This is a genomic window from Pseudomonas sp. LRP2-20 (genome assembly GCF_024349685.1).
Classification (GTDB): domain Bacteria; phylum Pseudomonadota; class Gammaproteobacteria; order Pseudomonadales; family Pseudomonadaceae; genus Aquipseudomonas.
In genome coordinates, this window is sequence record NZ_AP025944.1 from 3,056,890 (window position 1) to 3,074,749 (window position 17,860).

Annotated in this window: 18 protein-coding genes; 13 read left to right on the forward strand and 5 right to left on the reverse strand. The window is 64.1% G+C overall.

Annotated elements, in window-relative coordinates; translation table 11 throughout:
- Positions 1–84: 84 nt before the first annotated feature.
- Positions 85–699 carry a LuxR C-terminal-related transcriptional regulator gene (locus OCX61_RS13585; protein ID WP_261939946.1) on the forward strand — a complete coding sequence of 205 codons (615 nt, stop codon included), beginning with the start codon at positions 85–87 and terminating at the stop codon, positions 697–699.
- 151 nt (positions 700–850) lie between these two features.
- Entirely contained in the window at positions 851–1,021 is a 171-nt protein-coding gene (locus tag OCX61_RS13590) for a hypothetical protein (RefSeq protein WP_261939947.1), read from the forward strand.
- A 3-nt stretch (positions 1,022–1,024) separates the two neighbouring features.
- On the opposite strand, the gene OCX61_RS13595 is transcribed toward OCX61_RS13590, so the two are convergent.
- Together OCX61_RS13595 and OCX61_RS13600 are read right to left on the reverse strand one after the other, a co-directional pair.
- Positions 1,025–1,294, reverse strand: a complete 270-nt coding sequence (locus tag OCX61_RS13595; RefSeq protein ID WP_261939948.1) for a DUF6555 family protein — start codon at positions 1,292–1,294, stop codon at positions 1,025–1,027.
- 212 nt (positions 1,295–1,506) lie between these two features.
- Complete coding sequence (locus tag OCX61_RS13600) at positions 1,507–1,722, reverse strand: con-10 family general stress protein (protein ID WP_261939949.1); 216 nt, start codon at positions 1,720–1,722, stop codon at positions 1,507–1,509.
- Positions 1,723–2,031: 309 nt separating this feature from the next.
- On the opposite strand from OCX61_RS13600, the gene OCX61_RS13605 reads away from it, so the two are divergent.
- Positions 2,032–5,793 carry a CheR family methyltransferase gene (locus tag OCX61_RS13605; protein ID WP_261939950.1) on the forward strand — a complete coding sequence of 1,254 codons (3,762 nt, stop codon included), beginning with the start codon at positions 2,032–2,034 and terminating at the stop codon, positions 5,791–5,793.
- Between the two features lie 94 nt (positions 5,794–5,887).
- Positions 5,888–6,286, forward strand: a complete 399-nt coding sequence (locus OCX61_RS13610; protein ID WP_261939951.1) for an NUDIX hydrolase — start codon at positions 5,888–5,890, stop codon at positions 6,284–6,286.
- Positions 6,287–6,298: 12 nt separating this feature from the next.
- On the opposite strand, the gene OCX61_RS13615 is transcribed toward OCX61_RS13610, so the two are convergent.
- Both OCX61_RS13615 and OCX61_RS13620 read right to left on the reverse strand, forming a co-directional pair.
- Positions 6,299–6,850, reverse strand: a complete 552-nt coding sequence (locus OCX61_RS13615) for an ATP-dependent Clp protease proteolytic subunit (protein WP_261939952.1) — start codon at positions 6,848–6,850, stop codon at positions 6,299–6,301.
- A 22-nt stretch (positions 6,851–6,872) separates the two neighbouring features.
- A complete protein-coding gene (locus tag OCX61_RS13620; protein WP_261939953.1) occupies positions 6,873–7,247 on the reverse strand; it encodes a low affinity iron permease family protein in 375 nt (124 codons plus the stop codon).
- A 172-nt stretch (positions 7,248–7,419) separates the two neighbouring features.
- On the opposite strand from OCX61_RS13620, the gene OCX61_RS13625 reads away from it, so the two are divergent.
- Genes OCX61_RS13625 through OCX61_RS13640 form a run of 4 tightly spaced genes read left to right on the forward strand, consistent with a single transcriptional unit; the run spans position 7,420 to position 11,265 of the window.
- A complete protein-coding gene (locus OCX61_RS13625; protein ID WP_261939954.1) occupies positions 7,420–8,337 on the forward strand; it encodes a DUF72 domain-containing protein in 918 nt (305 codons plus the stop codon).
- Positions 8,334–9,119 (forward strand): endonuclease/exonuclease/phosphatase family protein, encoded by a 786-nt coding sequence (locus OCX61_RS13630; RefSeq protein ID WP_261939955.1) that lies wholly within the window; start codon positions 8,334–8,336, stop codon positions 9,117–9,119. Before OCX61_RS13625 ends, OCX61_RS13630 begins: the two co-directional genes overlap by 4 nt.
- A complete protein-coding gene (gene clsB / locus OCX61_RS13635) occupies positions 9,116–10,318 on the forward strand; it encodes a cardiolipin synthase ClsB (RefSeq protein WP_261939956.1) in 1,203 nt (400 codons plus the stop codon). Before OCX61_RS13630 ends, clsB begins: the two co-directional genes overlap by 4 nt.
- The gene (locus OCX61_RS13640) at positions 10,318–11,265 is read left to right on the forward strand and encodes a lysylphosphatidylglycerol synthase domain-containing protein (RefSeq protein ID WP_261939957.1); all 948 of its coding nucleotides are present in this window, start codon (positions 10,318–10,320) and stop codon (positions 11,263–11,265) included. The genes clsB and OCX61_RS13640 overlap by 1 nt, the downstream gene beginning before the upstream one ends.
- Positions 11,266–11,559: 294 nt before the next feature.
- On the opposite strand, the gene OCX61_RS13645 is transcribed toward OCX61_RS13640, so the two are convergent.
- The gene (locus OCX61_RS13645; protein WP_261939958.1) at positions 11,560–12,012 is read right to left on the reverse strand and encodes a phosphotransferase system, HPr-related protein; all 453 of its coding nucleotides are present in this window, start codon (positions 12,010–12,012) and stop codon (positions 11,560–11,562) included.
- A gap of 129 nt (positions 12,013–12,141) precedes the next feature.
- On the opposite strand from OCX61_RS13645, the gene ligD reads away from it, so the two are divergent.
- From ligD to OCX61_RS13670, 5 genes are read left to right on the forward strand one after another with little or no spacing between them, the layout of a single operon-like run.
- The gene (gene ligD / locus OCX61_RS13650; RefSeq protein WP_261939959.1) at positions 12,142–14,622 is read left to right on the forward strand and encodes a DNA ligase D; all 2,481 of its coding nucleotides are present in this window, start codon (positions 12,142–12,144) and stop codon (positions 14,620–14,622) included.
- Complete coding sequence (locus OCX61_RS13655; protein WP_261939960.1) at positions 14,619–15,662, forward strand: acyl-CoA dehydrogenase family protein; 1,044 nt, start codon at positions 14,619–14,621, stop codon at positions 15,660–15,662. The genes ligD and OCX61_RS13655 overlap by 4 nt, the downstream gene beginning before the upstream one ends.
- Positions 15,659–16,414, forward strand: coding sequence for a PIG-L deacetylase family protein (locus OCX61_RS13660; RefSeq protein WP_261939961.1), 756 nt, complete (start codon positions 15,659–15,661; stop codon positions 16,412–16,414). Before OCX61_RS13655 ends, OCX61_RS13660 begins: the two co-directional genes overlap by 4 nt.
- An 11-nt stretch (positions 16,415–16,425) precedes the next feature.
- Positions 16,426–17,025 carry a class I SAM-dependent methyltransferase gene (locus OCX61_RS13665; protein WP_261939962.1) on the forward strand — a complete coding sequence of 200 codons (600 nt, stop codon included), beginning with the start codon at positions 16,426–16,428 and terminating at the stop codon, positions 17,023–17,025.
- On the forward strand, positions 17,022–17,669 hold the full coding sequence (locus tag OCX61_RS13670; protein ID WP_261939963.1) for a glycosyltransferase family 2 protein: 648 nt from the start codon (positions 17,022–17,024) through the stop codon (positions 17,667–17,669). Before OCX61_RS13665 ends, OCX61_RS13670 begins: the two co-directional genes overlap by 4 nt.
- Positions 17,670–17,860 lie beyond the last annotated feature (191 nt).

The following is a 17,860-nucleotide window of genomic DNA, read 5'->3' on the forward strand; positions in this document are numbered from 1 at the left end:
CGCCCTCTTGGCGCAGCATTCGCCGTGGTCGCCTGCTAAGTTAGCATGGTCGGGAAAACCGTCGTTCACAGGGAGTGTCAGGACGTGACGTGCCGCATCATCGTGGCGGACGACCATCCGCTGTTCAGGGAAGCCATGGTCCGTACCGTGCAGCGGGTACTGCCACAGGCGCAGCTCGAAGAAGCCGGCGACCTGCAGCAGGTGCTGTCGCTGGCCCGCCAGGGCGAGGTGCCAGACACGCTGATTCTCGATCTGCGCTTCCCGGGGCTCGATTGCCTCGAACGGCTGGCCGAACTGCGCCAGCTGTTGCGCCGTACCACCCTGATCATCGTGTCGATGGTCGATGACCCGGCGCTGATCGAACAGGTCATGGCCAGTGGCGTGGATGGTTTCATCGGCAAGAGCGTTGCCCCCGACGAGCTCGGGGAGGCGATCCTGGCCATCCGTGACGGCGAAGTGCTGGTCAGGTATAGCCCTTCGGGGTTGTTGCCGAGCCTGGGCAATGCCAGCGAGCTGGAACAGCTCACCCACCGCCAGCACGAGGTGCTGCGCCTGATCGCCCAAGGCAAGACCAACAAAGAAATCGCCCGCGCCCTGGACATCTCGCCGTTCACCGTACGCATTCACGTGTCGTCTTTGCTCAAGGCCCTCAATGTCACCTCGCGCACGGCGGCAGCAGTGAAGTACAGCGGCACCTGATACCGTCGGTCGGTGCCAATGGGGTTGCGACTGATCATGCCGGGGTGCCCGGCACTCTCAATCCATGAGGGGTGGTCAATGGCATTGCCCCTCACTCCTGTGCCTGGCCCACCGTTGGGTGGGCCTTTTTTCAACGAGCGAGGGTGCCATCATGAATCTGATACTGCACATGGGCGGCGGCAGCGCCCAGGACGACTGGCCGGAACTGGAGCCGGCCAACGGCAATGACCGCGCAGACGACCCGGATACCGATCCTGACCTCACAGATGACGAGCAGAACCGGCCCGGGGTGCCTGCCAGCGACCCCGAATCCGGTGCATGAAGATCAGTTGGTCACACTGGAATCACTGACTGACTGGCTGGGCCGACTTCCCGACAGCCGCCAACTCACTGCGGTTATCCCGTAGCGCTCAGCCATCGGCCGGCTGACTTTCCTGATCTTCTCTCGCCCGAATTTCGGGATGATACCAATCCCTGCATCACAACTTGCCCAGTGCCAGGCTTCGGCGTTATCGATCTTCTCGAGCCGGATAATGAAGCTGTGTGGCTGGCCATGCAGCAGGTAATCGATAATGTACAGCTGGGGACTAGGCATCGCGCGGCCCTCCTCTTCTCCATGGATGACACTGTCATGGAGTGACGCTGCCTGGGAAAGATTCAAAAAGATTGTCCAACAATTCAAATGGCGGGGTCAGGTCGCCGCCGGTACCTCGATGACCTTGCGACAACGCGCCTGTTGGTCGGCGAACGCCCATACGAGCAGGCAGGCGGCCCGCCAGCCGCGCCGACGGGCCCCGGCGAACGTGGTTACGGTTGCTGCTGGCGGCCTCCGCCGTGGCTATTCTGCCCGCCCTTGCGGCCAGCTTCCGATGCCCGTTGCCGGTCGTTGGCGAAGTTGCCACCTGAGGCCTGGCCACCCTTGTGGCCGGCACGGGAAGCCCGCTCGCGGTCATTGGCGAAGTTGCCAGGGTTGGTCTCTTTGGTGCCGCCGCGTTGTCCGGTCCGTTGTTGATCACCAGCCATGTCGTTTCTCCTTGCGATGCGGATGGATTGGGCGCATGAAACGGTGCCATGCCTTAGTTCCGAACAAGCGATGGCGAGGTCTGCTCAATCCGATTGCGTGCCCCTGACGGGCGGCGCCAAAGGCCATCGGAAGAAATGCTTGCGCAAGGGGGTTTTGCATCCGGCAATTTTCCTGAATGCCAATTGTCACAACTGCAAGCGGCCTCACACTGCATTGCCTCGCGGCTGAGCCGGCGAGCGGCCTATAATGCTCGCCCAGCTGCCCGGCGACGCTTCGTAGGGCACCCCAGGTCTGCATAAGGCTTTTCCATGACTGAGCAACCCGCATCGCCGCAAAACCCCGCGCTGAGCCCCAGCCACCTGGACTTCCCGGTAGTCGGCATCGGCGCCTCGGCTGGCGGGCTGGAAGCCATCCGCACCTTGTTCCAGCAGATGCCCGGCGATTGCGGCATGGCCTTCGTGGTGGTGTTGCACCTGTCGCCCGACCACCAGAGCGTGGCCGACCGGATTATCCAGGAAGCAACGCCGATGCCTGTGCGCCAGGTCACCGAGCCCGTGCCGATCCAGCGCAACCATGTCTACGTGATATCCCCGGCCAACCGCCTGTCCACCAACGATGGCTACCTGCGCGTCACCCCTGCCAACCGCCGACGCGGCGACCACGTGGCGATCGACCTGTTCTTCCGTGACCTGGCCGACGTGCACAAGGACCACGCCTTCTGCGTGGTGTTGTCAGGCACCGGTGCCGACGGCGCGGTAGGCCTGTCGCGGATCAAGGAACAAGGCGGAGTAACCCTGGCGCAGACCCCGGACGACGCCCAGTACGACAGTATGCCGCGCGCGGCCATCGAAACCGGCATGGTCGACGTGGTGCTGCCGGCTGCAGAAATGCCACAGAAGCTGATGGAGCTGTGGCGCACTGCGCGCCAGGTGCAACTGCCGGAAATCGAAGACGATACCCTGCCCCCAGCCTTGGGCACCCGCGCCGGCGATGCCCAGGCCGCAGAGCCCTTGCTCGACGAGATCCTGCTGCAACTGCGCAGTGCCACCGGCCATGACTTCCAGCATTACAAGCGCGCCACCGTCCTGCGGCGGATCGAGCGCCGCCTGCACGTGACCGGCCAGACTGATCTTGGCGGTTACCTGCGCTACCTGGAACAGCATACTGGCGAAGCCCGCGCCTTGCTGGGCGACATGTTGATCGGCGTGACCAATTTCTTCCGCGACCGCGAGGCGTTCGAGTCGCTGGAGCGCCATGTGCTGCCGCAACTGGTCAGCGAAGGCGAAGACAATCGCGAGATCCGCATCTGGTCGGCCGGCTGTTCAACCGGCGAAGAATCCTACAGCCTGGCCATGCTGGTAACTGAGCAGCTGGCCCTGGAGCAACGTGCAAGCAAGGTCCAGGTATTCGCCACCGACCTTGATGAACGCGCCATCGGCATCGCCCGGGCGGCTTCCTACCCCGAAGCGATCGTCACCGACGTGCCGCCTACCCGGCTGCGCCAGTTCTTCGTCAAGGAAGACCAGCACTACCGGGTGCGCAAGGAGGTCCGGGAGAAGGTGCTGTTCGCCCGCCACAACCTGTTGTCGGACCCGCCGTTCTCGCAGATCGACCTGATCGTCTGCCGCAACCTGCTGATCTATCTGGACCGCGAAATCCAGCACGACATCCTGCAGATGTTCCACTATGCCCTGCGCAGCGGTGGCTACCTGTTTCTGGGCACGTCCGAATCGGCCGATGTGGCCGGCGAACTGTTCGTCCCGGTGGACAAGCGCAACCGTATCTTCCGCGCCCGTGACGTCAGCCCGGCCGGCCGCAGCTCCGGCCGGCAGCTGCCCGGTGCGAACATGGCCACTCTGGCCCAGGTGCTGCAGGCCAAGGCCAAGCCCGGGCGCAAGCCGTCCTATGCCGAAATGCACCATCGGGCCCTGGCCCGGCGCACGCCACCAAGCCTGATCATCGATGGCGACGGCAATATCCTGCACATGAGCGACGGCGTCGGGCTTTACCTGCAACTGACAGGAGGCGAGCCGAGCCGCAACCTGCTCAACCTGGTACTGCCGAGCTTGCGCCTGGCCTTGCGCAGCTCGCTGTTCCAGGCCCGTCAGGGCACCGAGGCCGTCACCTCGCGGCCGGTCGACCTTGGCGATGGGGAAAACCGGCAGCAGGTGGAGATCACCGTGCAACCCTTCAAGGACGAGCACAACACCGGCGAATGCCTGCTGGTGGTGTTCGAGGCGCGAGCGCCCGACCCGACGCTGCCGCTGCCCGGGGTCATCCGCCAGACCGACAGCATGGTCCTGCACAACCTGGAGCGCGAATTACAGCGTACCCGCCTGCAATTGCAGGAAACCATCGAGCAGTCGGAGATTTCCAGCGAAGCGCTGACCGCCTCCAACGAAGAAATGCAGGCCATCAACGAAGAACTGCGCTCGGCCAGCGAAGAGCTGGAAACCAGCAAGGAAGAGCTGCAGTCGATCAACGAGGAACTGCTCACCGTCAACTACGAGCTCAAGACCAAGGTCGAGGAAACCGACAAGGTCAACGACTACCTGAGCAACCTGATCGCCTCGACCGACATCGCCACGGTGTTCGTCGACCGCAACCTGCACATTCGCTGGTTCACCCCGCGCGCCACCGATCTGTTCAACATGCTGCCGGTGGATACCGGCCGCTCGTTGCTGGATATCACCCACCGCCTGGATTACCCGTCCCTGGCCGATGACGCCCGTGCCGTGGCCAAGGGTGAAACCATCATCGAACGCGAGATCGGTGCCCAGGACGATCACTGGTACCTGGCGCGCCTGCTGCCCTATCGGTCAAGCGAGCAGAAGATCGACGGCACCGTGCTGACCTTCATCGACATCAGCAAGAACCACGCCGCAGAAGAGCGCGTGCGCCTGGGTGAAGAGCGCCTGAGCAAGCAACTGGCCGAATCGCAGAGCACCAGCCACATGAAGGATGAGTTCTTCGCGGTGATGTCCCACGAACTCAAGCACCCGCTCAACCTGATCCAGCTCAATGCCGAAATCCTCCGCCGGCTCCCCTCGATCAAGAACATCGGCGCTGCCAGCAAGGCCGTTGCCACCATCTGCGAAGCCGTGTCCAGCCAGGCTCGGATCATCGATGACTTGCTCGACGTGGCGCGTATTCGCACCGGCAAGCTCAAGCTCAAGACCGAGCCGGTGGACCTCGTAGCCATCGTTCGGGGCATCCACGCGGTGGTGCTCAACGAGCAGCACCCGTGCCCGGTGCGCCTTGAGCAACCCGCCGATGACTTGCCGCTGATGATCGAGGGTGACGTGACGCGCCTGGAGCAGATCGTCTGGAACCTGTTGAACAATGCGCTTAAGTTCAGCCCGCCAGGCGGCGACATTCGCCTGGTGCTGAGCCACGACGAAACCCAGGCACGTCTGCAGGTAATAGACCAGGGTGTGGGCCTGAGCCACGACAACCTGGAGCATATCTTCGACCTGTTCAGCCAGGCGCCGCAGTCCGCCAGCCATGGCCGTGAAGGCCTCGGCATCGGCCTGTCACTGGTACGCCAGCTCGCCGAAGCCCATGGCGGCAGTGTCGAAGCCAGCTCGGCGGGGCTTGGCAAGGGCTGCACCTTTACCGTGCGCCTGCCGTTGTGCGACACCGGTCTGCAACTGCAGTCCGATGCCCCCGAACCTTTCAGCGAGGGGCGGCTGCAAGGCACGACGGTATTGCTGGTCGACGACTCGACCGATGTACTGGAGGTCATGCAACAGTTGTTGGAGATGGAAAGCGCCGAAGTCTCGGCCTACAGCGACCCGCTGAAGGCGCTGCAGGCCGCAGCCAGCGGCCACTATGACGTGATCATCTCGGACATCGGCATGCCGGTGATGGACGGCCACGCGCTGATCAGGGCCCTGCGCGGCCTCGCCCACCTGCGTCACACGCCGGCAATTGCCCTCACCGGCTACGGTGCCAGCGCCGACCAGCACAAGTCGCGTCAGTCTGGCTTCGATCGCCATCTGAACAAGCCGGTAGGCTATGACGAGCTGGTCGATGCCATCGAGGCCCTCAGCGGTTCGGTGCCCTGCTGAGCCGCTTGCAGGTCAACTTGCAGGTTAAACAGAACGTTCTTTGCATGCTTGCGGACAAACCCTTATGAAACAGGGAAACGCCGCAGGAGCCTGCATGAAGCCAGTCAAACACCGCGTCACCATCATCTGCCGGCATGGCAAGCAGTCTCAGAAGTGGCTGTGGGTCCGCAAATCCAAGGCGCTGTGGACCTTGCCCGGTGGCAAGATCGAGCCAGGAGAGACACCGCTGCAGGCGGCAGAGAGGGAATTGCGCGAAGAGACCGGGCTGCAGGCTGATGCACTGACCTTCCTGATGCGCTTCGAGGCCGGCGAGCGCATGCACTATGTGTTCGAGGCCGAGTTCACCCATGCCCCGAAGCCGTCTGCCGACCATGAGATTGCCGACTGCCGCTTCCAGCACCTGGACCAGATGTCGGCGCTCAAGGGTGAGATCAAGGCGTTGATCCAGTCGCTGCTGGCTTGCGACCGCACCCTTGCCGCCTCGGTGCGCTGAGCATGCCCTGATTCAGGCATGCACGCTCCACTGATTGACCTCGGCCTCGATCGGCATTTCATCGATGGCATGGATCATCCCGCAGTCCAGCGCCTCCTTGGGCCCGAGGATCCGCGGATAGGCCATGAGGTAGCGCGGCACATCCAGCACTTCGCTGCTGCCTTCGGTACGTTCGGCGACGATCTGTGCATACAGACGCAAGTCGTAATCCAGGCTCATGGCGTATTCGGCCATGCGCGCATGGTCCACCGAACCGTGCAACGTCCAGTGAAACGGGTGGAACAGGAACTTGCTGTAGCTGCACGCCGTGCGGTGTTCGCCCGCCAGGAAGATGATGTTGCCCATCGACTCGACGGTCCCCAGGTTATGGGTATGCACACTGATCGGCAGGCTGCGCAGGAAGTTGTACAGGGTAAAGCCGTAGCTGCACTCCCCGCCCATGGTGGCGATGTTCAGTTGCAGCAGGTCAGCGCCTTGCTGCATGGCGCGCGAGCAGGTGTTGATCAGATTGCCGCAGGTAGATGAATTGATCGGCCCGGTAAAGTGAACGATATGTCTGGCCATGCTTGCCTCCGGTCTTGGCAGGTCATTCCTTCGGTGTTTGCCCGTCGTCGCTGCGCTTGGCCAGTTGCTGGTACTGCTTGCGCAAGGCGTGCAGCTCGGCCGGGTCCATGTCCTCGAGGTCGAGCAGTGCCTTGTGCGCCTGGCGGGTGGTGCGCAGCAACTCGTCGACCTTGATATGCAGTTCGTCGTTGTCGCGGTTCTGGGTGTTCTGGATCAGGAACACCATCAGGAAGGTGATGATGGTGGTCGAGGTGTTGATCACCAGTTGCCAGGTGTCGTTGAAGTCGAACAGCGGCCCGGTGATACCCCACACCACAATCAACAGGAAGGCCACGCCGAACGCCCAAGGCCGCCCGGTCCAGTTGGCCAGGCCCTGACAGAAACGATCGAATTTCATGCCAACGCTCTCCTGTGCTGCCTATCCGCTATCCGGTGGAATCGCTGACGGCGGCAAAGTTCAACTCGACCCCGCAACGCTGCCTTCGATCACATGCGCTGAACCCTTACCGCTCTGCTCCGGTCGCAACTTCACAGTGACGTGCTATGGAGCAGGCTATGAGGACAGCAGCGTGAGCGATATCCGCATCGGTATTTCCGGCTGGCGCTATGGCCCCTGGCGCAAGGACTTCTATCCCAAGGGCCTGCGCCAGGACAGTGAACTGGCGTTTGCCTCGCGGGCGGTGAACAGCATCGAGATCAATGGCTCGTTCTACAGCCTGCAAACGCCCGAACGCTACCAGCACTGGCGTGACGAGGCGCCGGGCGACTTCATCTTCGCCGTCAAAGGCCCGCGCTACATCACCCATGTGCGCCGGCTCAAGGACATCGAAGAGCCCATTGCCAACTTCTTTGCCTCTGGGCCCTTGCTGTTGGGCGACAAGCTGGGGCCGTTCCTGTGGCAGTTTCCGCCGAACATGAAGTTCGACGAAGCGCGCTTCAGCCGCTTCTTGCAGATGCTGCCCAAGGACCGCAAGGCTGCACGTGCCTGTGCCAAGGGCTGCGCTGAACGCCTCAAGGATAACGGTGGTACCGCGATCAAGGGCAATGTGCGGCTGCGCCATGCCGTGGAAATCCGCCACGAGAGCTTCCTTTGCGAAACGTTCGTCAAGTTGCTGCGCAAGCACCGCGTGGCACTGGTGGTGGCGGACAGCGCGGGCAAGTGGCCGTATGTCGAGGATGTGACGGCCGACTTCGTCTACCTGCGCCTGCACGGTGACGTCGAACTCTACAGCAGTGGCTACACCGCGCGCGCCCTGCGCCGCTGGAAACAGCGCATTCAAGCCTGGGCCGAGGGCGGCCAGGCCGACGATGCCCGACTGATCGTGCCCGGAGCGCCGCCCAGGCGAGCCTCACGCGATATCTACTGCTACTTCGACAACGATCAGAAAGTGCATGCGCCCTACGATGCGCGTCGCCTGCTGGAAAAGCTCAAGCTCGATTATCACCTGCTCACCGAACCGGGCGTGACTCCGGAGGTGGCGCTGTGAACAAGACCTTGCCCACGCCGCGCTGCATCATCGACAAGGTCACTACGGTGCACCGCCTCAACGTGCTGACGATCAACGTGCACAAGGGCTTTACCCTGTTCAACCGGCGCTTCATCCTGCCGGAGTTGCGCGAAGCGGTGCGCGCCACCAACGCCGACCTGGTGTTCCTTCAGGAAGTGCACGGCAGCCACCAGCAGTACGCCGAGCGCCACCCGGCGTGGCCAGAAACGCCACAGTACGAATTCCTCGCCGACAGCATGTGGCCGCAGTTCGCCTATGGGCGTAACGCCGTCTATCCCCACGGCGACCACGGCAACGCCCTGCTGTCGAAATTCCCGATCGCTCACCACGAGAACCTCGACGTGTCGATCCACGGCAACGAACAGCGCGGCCTGCTGCATTGCCGCCTGGAGGTGCCGGGCCATGAGCAGGTCCATGCCATCTGCGTGCACCTGGGGCTGCGCGAGGCGCACCGGCAAAGCCAGATACAGCTGCTGCTCAAGCGGCTCGACAGCCTGCCGGCGCAGGCACCGGTGATCATCGCCGGCGACTTCAATGACTGGCGGCTGAAGGCCGATGCGGTGCTCTCCGAGCGCTTGGTCGAGGCCTTCGGCGAACACTTCGGCAGCCCGGCGCGCAGCTTTCCTGCCCGCCTGCCGCTGCTGCGCCTGGACCGTATCTACCTGCGCAATGCCATGCCGGCCAAGGCTCAGGTGCTGTCCATGTATCCCTGGTCGCATCTGTCCGACCATGCCCCACTGGCTGCGGAGATCCACCTGTGAACAGACCCTGGGTTGACGGTAACCATGTCGAACTGCTGATCAATGGCGAGCAGTACTATCCCCGCGTCTTCGAGGCCATGGCCCAGGCGCAGGAGGAGATCCTGCTGGAAACCTTCATCATCTTTGACGATAAGGTCGGCCAGCAATTGCAGAAGGTACTGATCGGTGCCGCCAGGCGTGGGGTACGTGTGGAGGTTGCGGTGGATGGCTATGGCACTGCCGACCTGCCAGACAGCTTCGTGGCCGCGCTGACCGATGCTGGGGTCAGCTTCCATGCCTTCGACCCGCAACCCAGGCTGGCCGGCATGCGCACCAACCTGTTCCGGCGCCTGCACCGCAAGATCGTGGTGATCGATGGCACACGGGCCTTTATCGGCGGGATCAACTACAGCGCCGACCACCTGGGTGATTTCGGCCCCATGGCCAAGCAGGACTACGCCGTCGAGGTGACAGGGCCAGTGGTTGCGCAGGTGCATGCCGCCAGCCGCAGGCTGATGGCCCCGGTGCTGGAGCCGCCCAGCGAGGTACGCCCCGTGACGCAGCCTACAGGCCAGAGTACAGCGGTACTGATCGAGCGTGACAACCGGCTGCGCAGCACCGACATCGAAACCCACTACCTGCAGGCCCTGCGCGCAGCGCGGCGGCGCGTGGTGGTGGCCAATGCCTACTTCTTCCCGGGTTACCGGCTGCTGCGCGAACTGCGCAACGCAGCACGGCGCGGCGTCGAGGTCACGCTGATCCTCCAGGGCCAGCCGGACATGCGCTGGGTCCGGGCGCTGTCGCGCCTGCTCTACAACTATTTGCTGCGCGACGGTGTGCGTATTCGTGAGTATTGCCAGCGGCCGTTGCACGGCAAGGTGGCGTTGGTTGACGAGCAATGGGCCACGGTCGGATCGAGCAATCTGGACCCTTTGAGCCTGTCGTTCAACCTTGAAGCCAACCTGTTCATCCGTGACCCGGCATTCAACCAGCAGTTGTACGAGCACCTGCACACCCTGGCCAGCGAGCAATGCAAACCGGTCACCCTGGCGCGCATGATCCGCGGCTACTGGTGGCGGGCACCGTTGATCTTCGTCTGCTTTCACGTCATCCGGCATTTCCCGCGAATCGCCGGCTGGTTCCCCGCGCACCGTCAACGTCTGCGTTCGGTGCAGCCAGAGGTCGCGGCCCAGGGCGACCTGCACGAGGGTAATGGCTGATGGTGCAAAAACCATGGAAAGTCTGGGGCAAGCGGCTGTTCACCGTAGCGTTCCTGATCCTGATACCGGTGTTGCTGTACTTGCTGGCGCGCAACCTGGACTGGAACGAAGTGCGTCAGTCGCTGCTGGCCTACAAACCGGGCACGCTGGCCATCGGCCTGGCGCTGGCATTGCTCAGCTACCTGATCTTCGCCAGCTATGATCTGCTGGCCCGGGCCTACACCGGCCACGGTCTGCCCGCCCGGCAGGTGCTGCCGGTGGCATTCGTGTGCTATGCCTTCAACCTCAACTTCACCACCTGGGTAGGCGGCGTGGCCTTGCGCTACCGCCTGTACGGCCGCCTGGGCCTGGATACGCCGACCGTCACCCGCATTCTCACCCTGGGCCTGCTGACCAACTGGATGGGCTACATGCTGCTGGCCGGTAGCGTGTTCGCTCTGGGCCTGGTGGAGCTGCCGGCGAACTGGAAGGTGGGGGCCACCGGCCTGCGACTGATCGGCGTGCTGTTGCTGGCCATCGCCGTGGGTTATCTGCTGGCGTGCGGCCTGGCGAAAAAACGCACCTGGCGCTGGCGTGAGCATGAAGTCACCCTGCCCTCGCTGCGTCTGGCGCTGTGCCAGGTGGCGTTAGGTGCCAGCAACTGGGCGACGATGGCCTTGCTGATCTTCTGGCTGCTGCCAGGCGAGGTGTTCTACCCGTCGATTCTCGGCATCCTGCTGATCAGCTGTGTGGCGGGGGTGGTCGCGCATATACCCGCCGGCCTCGGCGTGCTCGAAACGGTGTTTCTCGCCCTGCTCCATGGGCAGCTCGGCCAAGGCTCGCTGGTAGCCGCGCTGCTGGGTTACCGGACGTTGTACTACCTGGTGCCGCTGATGGTTGCCGTCGTCACTTACCTGATCCTGGAAAAGCGCGCCAAGGCCATGCGCCAGCGCCACAGACCGGTATAGGCCTGCGAAGCGGACGCGGGTGTTTGCCTTGAGCATCGTCTGAGTGCTGATACAACCCTTGTCGGAGCACTGGCTTGCTCAATTTCCAGAATGTGGCGCAATCCTTGTGGGAGCGGGCTTGCCCGCGAAGAAGGCACTGCGGTGGATGGCACGGGCTTCGCCCGTGTTCGCGGGCACGCCCGCTCCCACAGCGATCGCGCAAGCGTTTAGAAGTTCTGCAAGCCAGTTGCCCCCACAGGGATCGCGCCAACTTTAAAAATTGAGCAAGGCAGTTGGTCACGCAGGGTGTTACGCCTAGTCGTCCTCGATCACGTCATCGGTCCACGGTTTGCCGTCCAGCGGTGCGGAACGCGCCAACTCCGCCTCGTCCAGACCGAAGCCGCCACCAATCTCGTCGGCATCCACCCGGCGCAGGGTCTGGTCCGCCGGCCCGCCGCTGCCACCGGGTTCATGGGGGGCGCGGGCACCGGATTCGTCCAGCAGGGTGTCGGGGCTGAGGTCATCGTAGGTCACGTTGTCTTCATGCAGGCTGTCGCTCAGGGCTTCGCCGCCGGTCATGCCGCTTTCGGCAACGCGGCGTGCCGGGAACTCCTGGGCCACTTCAGCAGCTGGCCTTTCATCGCCGACCCGGCCTTCCCGGTCGTCTTGGCGGTCGCTGAAGTCCAGTTCATGGACGCTGCCCATGCGGTCTTCGGTGTCGTCGATCTCAGTCGGCGTGTAGGGTTTGGGCTCATCTTTGCGGCTCATTGCGGCTCTCCATCAGATCGGTACACACGGTCGACTCCGGCAAGCTGCGGATGATTCAGAGTTTTTTTGAACTCGCATGCACTCGGCCGCCTCCCAAACTACAGACACCGAATTACCCGGGAGCCTGCCATGGCCAAGCCCCTTGCCGAATATGAGCGCAAGCGCGATTTCAACGCCACGCCCGAACCCAGTGGCCAGCGCACTCGGGGCAGGCACGCCCACGCGTTGCAGTTCTGCGTCCAGAAACATGATGCCAGTCACCTGCACTACGATTTCCGCCTGGAACTGGACGGCACACTGAAAAGCTGGGCGATCCCCAAAGGCCCCTCGCTCGACCCCAAAGTGCGGCGCCTGGCGGTTCATGTCGAAGACCACCCTCTGGACTATGCCGACTTCGAGGGGAATATCCCCGAGGGGCACTACGGTGCCGGTGATGTGATCGTCTGGGACCGGGGTATCTGGGAGCCGGAAGGTGATGCCCGCCAGGCCTATGCCAAGGGCAAATTGCGCTTTCGTCTGCAGGGCGAAAAACTCAATGGCGTGTGGAACCTGTTCCGCACCCACCTGGCCGGCAAGAAAGAGCAATGGATGCTGGTCAAGTCCCACGATGGCGAGGCTCGCAGTGAAGCCGAGTACAGCATCGTCGAGGCCCAGCCGGACAGCGTGCTCAGCGACCGCACATTGCTGCCTCGACGGGCGCCTGAAGCGAAACGCCCGGCGGCCCGTAACCGCGCGGTGAAAGCCGCGCTGCCTGAACACCTGCAGCCGCAGCTGGCCACACTGGTGGACTCGCCTCCCAGCGGTGACTGGCGTTACGAAGTGAAGTTCGATGGCTACCGCATCCTCGCACGTATCGAAGGCGACGATATTCGCCTGTTCACCCGCAATGGCCACGACTGGAGCGCCAAAATGCCCGGCCAGGTGGCGGCATTGCGGGGGCTGGGTGTCGATTCGGCGTGGCTGGATGGCGAGATGGTGGTCAACGACGAAAGTGGCAAGGCCGATTTCCAGGCCCTGCAGAACGCCTTCGACGCCGATCACGACGAGCAGATCAGCTACTACCTCTTCGACCTGCTGTACTTGGGCGGGCGCGATCTGCGCCAACTGCCGCTGCAAGAGCGCCGAGCTGCCTTGCGCCAGCTGCTTGAGCAGGGTGAGTCGCAGAAGCTCAAGTTCTCCGAAGACTTTGACCAACCGGTCGACTCGCTGTTGGACAGCGCCTGTCGCCTGGAGCTGGAAGGCCTGATCGGCAAGCGCGCCGACAGCCCCTATGTCGGCCGGCGCAGCACCGATTGGGTGAAGCTCAAGTGCAAGCAACGCCAGGAGTTCGTGATCGTCGGTTTTACCGACCCCAAAGGCAGCCGCAACGGCTTCGGCGCCCTGCTGCTGGCCTTGCACGACAACGACAGCGGTGAGTTGCGTTACGCCGGCAAGGTCGGCACCGGCTTCAGCGCCACCACACTGGACAGCATCCATGCCCGGCTCAAACCCCTGGAAATCGCCAAGCCCGCACTGCCCCGGCCGCCGACCGGCGCCGAGGCCCGTGGCGTGCACTGGCTCAAGCCACAATTGCTGGCCGAAGTCGCCTATGCCCAGATGACCCGCGACGGCGTGGTGCGCCATTCGGTATTCCATGGGCTGCGCGATGACAAACCCGCCACCGCCATCGACTTGGAGCGCGCCATGCCCGGCAAGACTGTGCCCAAGCGCAAGCAAGTTGAACAACCGGACGACCTCGGCGAACTGCGTCTGACCCACCCCGAGCGGGTGATCGATGCCAGTATCGGCGCCACCAAGCGGCAAGTCGCCGAGTACTACGCCGCAGTCAGCCAATGGCTGCTGCCGCAGCTCAAGGACCGCCCCGTGGCCTTGGTGCGGGCGCCGGACGGCCTGGCTGGCGAGCTGTTTTTCCAGAAGAACGCCGGGCAGTTGCACATCCCTCATGTGCTCACCTACGACAAAGCCGAAGCCGGCCAGGCAGCGATGGTCATCAACCGCCCCGATACATTGCTGGGCGCCGTGCAGATGAACATGCTCGAGCTGCACTCCTGGAACGCGACCGACAAGGACTTCGACAAGCCTGACCGCTTTGTGCTCGACCTCGACCCGGACCCGGCGCTGCCGTGGAAAGCCATGCTCGAGGCCACCCAACTGGCGCTTACCCTGCTCGACGAGCTGGGCCTCAAGGTGTTCCTCAAGACCAGCGGCGGCAAGGGTATGCATTTGGTCGTCCCCCTGACCCGGCGGGCCGGCTGGGATGAAGTCAAGGACTTCAGCCACGCCATCGTCGACTACCTGGCCAGGCTGTTCCCCGATCGCCTCAGCGCGGTGTCCGGGCCAAAGAACCGGGTCGGCAAGATCTTCATCGACTACCTGCGCAACGGCAAAGGCGCCACTACCGTGTGCGCCTACTCCCTGCGCGCCCGTGAGGGCTTGCCGGTGTCGGTACCGATCTGGCGCGAGGAGCTGCCCCAGCTCAAGGGCGCCAACCAGTGGCATATCGGCAACCTGCGGGAACGCCTTGCCGAGGTCGACGACCCCTGGGCCGACATGGCCAAGGTCCGCCAATCGATCACCGCGCGCATGCGCAAGCAGATGGGAATGGCATGAGCATCATCCAGGATTTCGACCTCAACAACCTCGACCGGCTGTTGCGCGCCTTTGGTGAGCGGCCGCAACCCCTGAACCTCGACACCCAGCTGCCGCAGCTGATCCAGGCACTGAAGGCCGACCATCTGGACCTGCTGCCACTGCCAGGGCAAGGCAACACCTTGCGCCGCTGGCAGACCCTGGCACGGGTGGCCGGCTGTGACCTGGCGCTGGCCAAGCTCTACGAAGGCCATACCGACGCGCTGGCGATCCTGGCCGAGTGTGGCGCGGCGCACCGGGTGGGTGAAGGCACCTGGGGCGTCTGGGCAGCGGAGCCGCCCGATGCCCGAACGCGCATCGTTGCGCGTGAGGGCGACCAGGTACGACTGAGCGGGCGCAAGGCCTGGTGCTCGGGTGCATTGCAGATCGACCGGGCCCTGATTACTGCCTGGGCCGATGGCGACCAGACGCAACTGGTGGCGATCGAGCTGGCGCAGCCAAGCCAGGGCTTGAGCATCGACCGCTGGCAGGCCGTGGGCATGGCGACCACCGCGAGCATCGAAGTGACATTCGACAACACCCCCGGCATCGCCATCGGCAGGCCTGGGCAATACCTGTCGCGCCCTGGCTTCTGGCACGGTGGCGCAGGCATTGCCGCCTGTTGGTACGGCGCCGCGGAAGCCTTGGCCGATTATTTGCGGGCGCACTGTCGCAAACCCCGCCCCGACGCCCATGCCGATGCCCACCTTGGAGCGGTGGACGCCGCCCTGTACGGCGCCCGCGCGGCCCTGCGCGAATGCGCCGCGTGGATCGACCGGCAACCCGACGCCGACGCCAGCTTCGAGGTGCGCCGCACCCGCGCCCAGGTCGAACAGGCGGTCGACCAGGTGATCCACCATGTGGGCCGGGCGCTGGGCGCTACGCCGTTCTGCCGCAACAGCCACTTCGCCAGGCTCAGCGCGGACCTCCCGGTCTACTTGCGCCAGAGCCATGCCGAACGCGACCTGGCAGCACTGGGCGCGCAATTGACGCAGGTGCCGGCAGGAGCCTGGAAGCTATGAGCGAAAACCTGATTCAATCCAGCAGCGGCACCCCGTGGGCCGAGTGGCAGCACGCGGCGCACCTGGCGCGCGCCACCTGGATAAGCCCGCAGCAGCTGTGCCCGCCTGGGCGCCGTCTGGTACTGATTGCGCCGCACCCGGACGACGAGATCCTCATGGCCGGCGGCTTGCTGAGGCATTTTCGCGGTCGCGAAGACGACCTGGTGCTGATTTCGGCGACCGATGGCGAGGGTAGCCACCCCGGTTCCGAACAGTGGAGCGAGCACCGCCTGCGGCGCCAGCGCCCGCTGGAAAGCCGCCAGGCCCTGCAGCAGCTTGAGCTGGACCTCAACCGTCTGGACTGGCGCAGGTTGAACCTCAAGGACGGCGCCTTGCCCCGTGAGGAAGCCTTCCTGGTCAATCACCTATCCCAGGTACTGCGCCCGGATGACCTGCTGATGGCCACCTGGCGTGGGGATGGCCACGCTGACCATGAGGCCGTCGGAAGAGCGGCTGCGCAGGCGGCGCTGGCGCGCAAGGCACAGTTGGTGGAAGTGCCGGTGTGGGCCTGGCATTGGGCGCAACCGGATGACCCGCGCCTGCCCTGGCCACGTGCCCATCGCATCGAGCTCAACGAGGCCACCTTGGCGTGCAAGCGCAAGGCCCTGGCCGCCCACGCCAGCCAACTGGAAGCGGATGGTCCGCGTTCGCCCGTGCTGCCGCCGCGCTTGTTGGATTGCCTGCTGCAACCTTTTGAACTGGTGTTCCTGTAAACGGAGTTGTCATGAGCCTCGATGCGCAGTATTTCGCCGACCTGTATGCCACCAATGAAGACCCCTGGGCCTTCCGAACGCGCTGGTATGAAAAGCGCAAACGCGAGCTGGTCATGGCCAGTTTGCCGCGCCAGTGTTATCAACGGGTGTTCGAGCCCGCCTGCGCCAATGGCGAACTCAGCGCCCTGCTGGCCGGGCGCTGCGCCGAGCTGTTGTGCCAGGACCTCGACCCCACGGCCGTGGGGCTGGCCCGTGAGCGCCTGGAGGACGTGCCCAACGCTTCGGTCGAGCTTGCCCGGTTGCCGGGCGACTGGCCGGGTGGGCGCTTCGACCTGATCGTGCTCAGCGAAATCGGCTATTACCTCGACCCCACCGATTGGCTGCAGGTCATCGAACAATCGCTGGCCAGCCTGACCTATGACGGCGGCTTGCTGGCCTGCCACTGGAAGCACCCGATCGCCGGCTGCCCGCAGGATGGCCGCGAAGTACACCAGTTACTGGCCAAGCATTTGCCACTTTTCCTCGTCTATCGGCACGAGGAGGCCGACTTCCTGCTTGAGTACTGGTCGTGCCAGCCCAGCGTGGTCGACCTGGACGAGACCTGCCCATGATCGGCGTGGTGATTCCTGCGCATAATGAAGCACGCCGCCTCGGGCGCTGCCTGAAAGCCATGGCAGCAGCAGTGGCCGTGGCAAGGCAGGCAGGCCACGCCGTCAACGTGCTGGTGGTGCTCGATCGCTGTGTCGATGGCAGCGCCAGGGTGGCCGCGCGCTACGATGTCGATGTGCTTGCGGTGGCGGCCGGCAGCGTCGGCATGGCGCGCCGCCTGGGGGCCGAATGGATGCTGGAGCGTGGCGCCAGCTGGCTGGCCTGCACCGACGCGGACAGCCAGGTGCCAGCGCACTGGCTGCTGTCGCAACTGGCCTGCACGGCTGATGTGGTGTGCGGCACGGTGCATATCGATCACTGGCAGCCTTGGCAGCGGGCGGCACTGCGCAAGCTGTACCTCAGCCGCTACGAGGCGCGGGAAGGCCATCGGCATGTGCATGGGGCCAATCTGGGCATATGTGCCCGGGCCTACGAGCGAGTCGGCGGGTTTCAGCCGCTGGCGGCGCATGAGGATGTGCAGCTGGTGCGCGATCTTGAGGCTGATGGCGCGCAGATTGTGTGGACGGCCAGGCACAGCGTGGCGACCAGTAGCCGCATCGACAGCCGGGCCCGGGAAGGATTCGGGGATTATCTGGCGAGCCTGTAGCGGCCTGTTCCGACGCCTTCGCGGGCAAGCCCGCTCCCACAGGCATTGCGCATGCCTTGAGATAGCATTGAACCTGTGGGAGCGGGTTCACCCGCGAAGAGGCCGGCACAAGCAGCACAAGCCCCACATGTTTCGCGAAAACTTCGATAGGCCACACCTGTGGGGGCGGCGGTTCGGCGCCCCGACTTGCC

Bases quoted from the DNA above. Each gene is read 5' to 3' on its own strand.
- OCX61_RS13670 (WP_261939963.1), top strand. From the start codon at position 17,022: ATGATCGGCGTGGTGATTCCTGCGCATAATGAAGCACGCCGCCTCGGG.
- OCX61_RS13600 (WP_261939949.1), bottom strand. From the start codon at position 1,722: ATGGCTGGTGATCAACAACGGACCGGACAACGCGGCGGCACCAAAGAG.
- OCX61_RS13655 (WP_261939960.1), top strand. From the start codon at position 14,619: ATGAGCATCATCCAGGATTTCGACCTCAACAACCTCGACCGGCTGTTG.
- OCX61_RS13605 (WP_261939950.1), top strand. From the start codon at position 2,032: ATGACTGAGCAACCCGCATCGCCGCAAAACCCCGCGCTGAGCCCCAGC.
- OCX61_RS13610 (WP_261939951.1), top strand. From the start codon at position 5,888: ATGAAGCCAGTCAAACACCGCGTCACCATCATCTGCCGGCATGGCAAG.
- OCX61_RS13665 (WP_261939962.1), top strand. From the start codon at position 16,426: ATGAGCCTCGATGCGCAGTATTTCGCCGACCTGTATGCCACCAATGAA.
- OCX61_RS13595 (WP_261939948.1), bottom strand. From the start codon at position 1,294: ATGCCTAGTCCCCAGCTGTACATTATCGATTACCTGCTGCATGGCCAG.
- OCX61_RS13660 (WP_261939961.1), top strand. From the start codon at position 15,659: ATGAGCGAAAACCTGATTCAATCCAGCAGCGGCACCCCGTGGGCCGAG.
- OCX61_RS13615 (WP_261939952.1), bottom strand. From the start codon at position 6,850: ATGGCCAGACATATCGTTCACTTTACCGGGCCGATCAATTCATCTACC.
- OCX61_RS13640 (WP_261939957.1), top strand. From the start codon at position 10,318: ATGGTGCAAAAACCATGGAAAGTCTGGGGCAAGCGGCTGTTCACCGTA.
- ligD (WP_261939959.1), top strand. From the start codon at position 12,142: ATGGCCAAGCCCCTTGCCGAATATGAGCGCAAGCGCGATTTCAACGCC.
- OCX61_RS13590 (WP_261939947.1), top strand. From the start codon at position 851: ATGAATCTGATACTGCACATGGGCGGCGGCAGCGCCCAGGACGACTGG.
- OCX61_RS13645 (WP_261939958.1), bottom strand. From the start codon at position 12,012: ATGAGCCGCAAAGATGAGCCCAAACCCTACACGCCGACTGAGATCGAC.
- OCX61_RS13620 (WP_261939953.1), bottom strand. From the start codon at position 7,247: ATGAAATTCGATCGTTTCTGTCAGGGCCTGGCCAACTGGACCGGGCGG.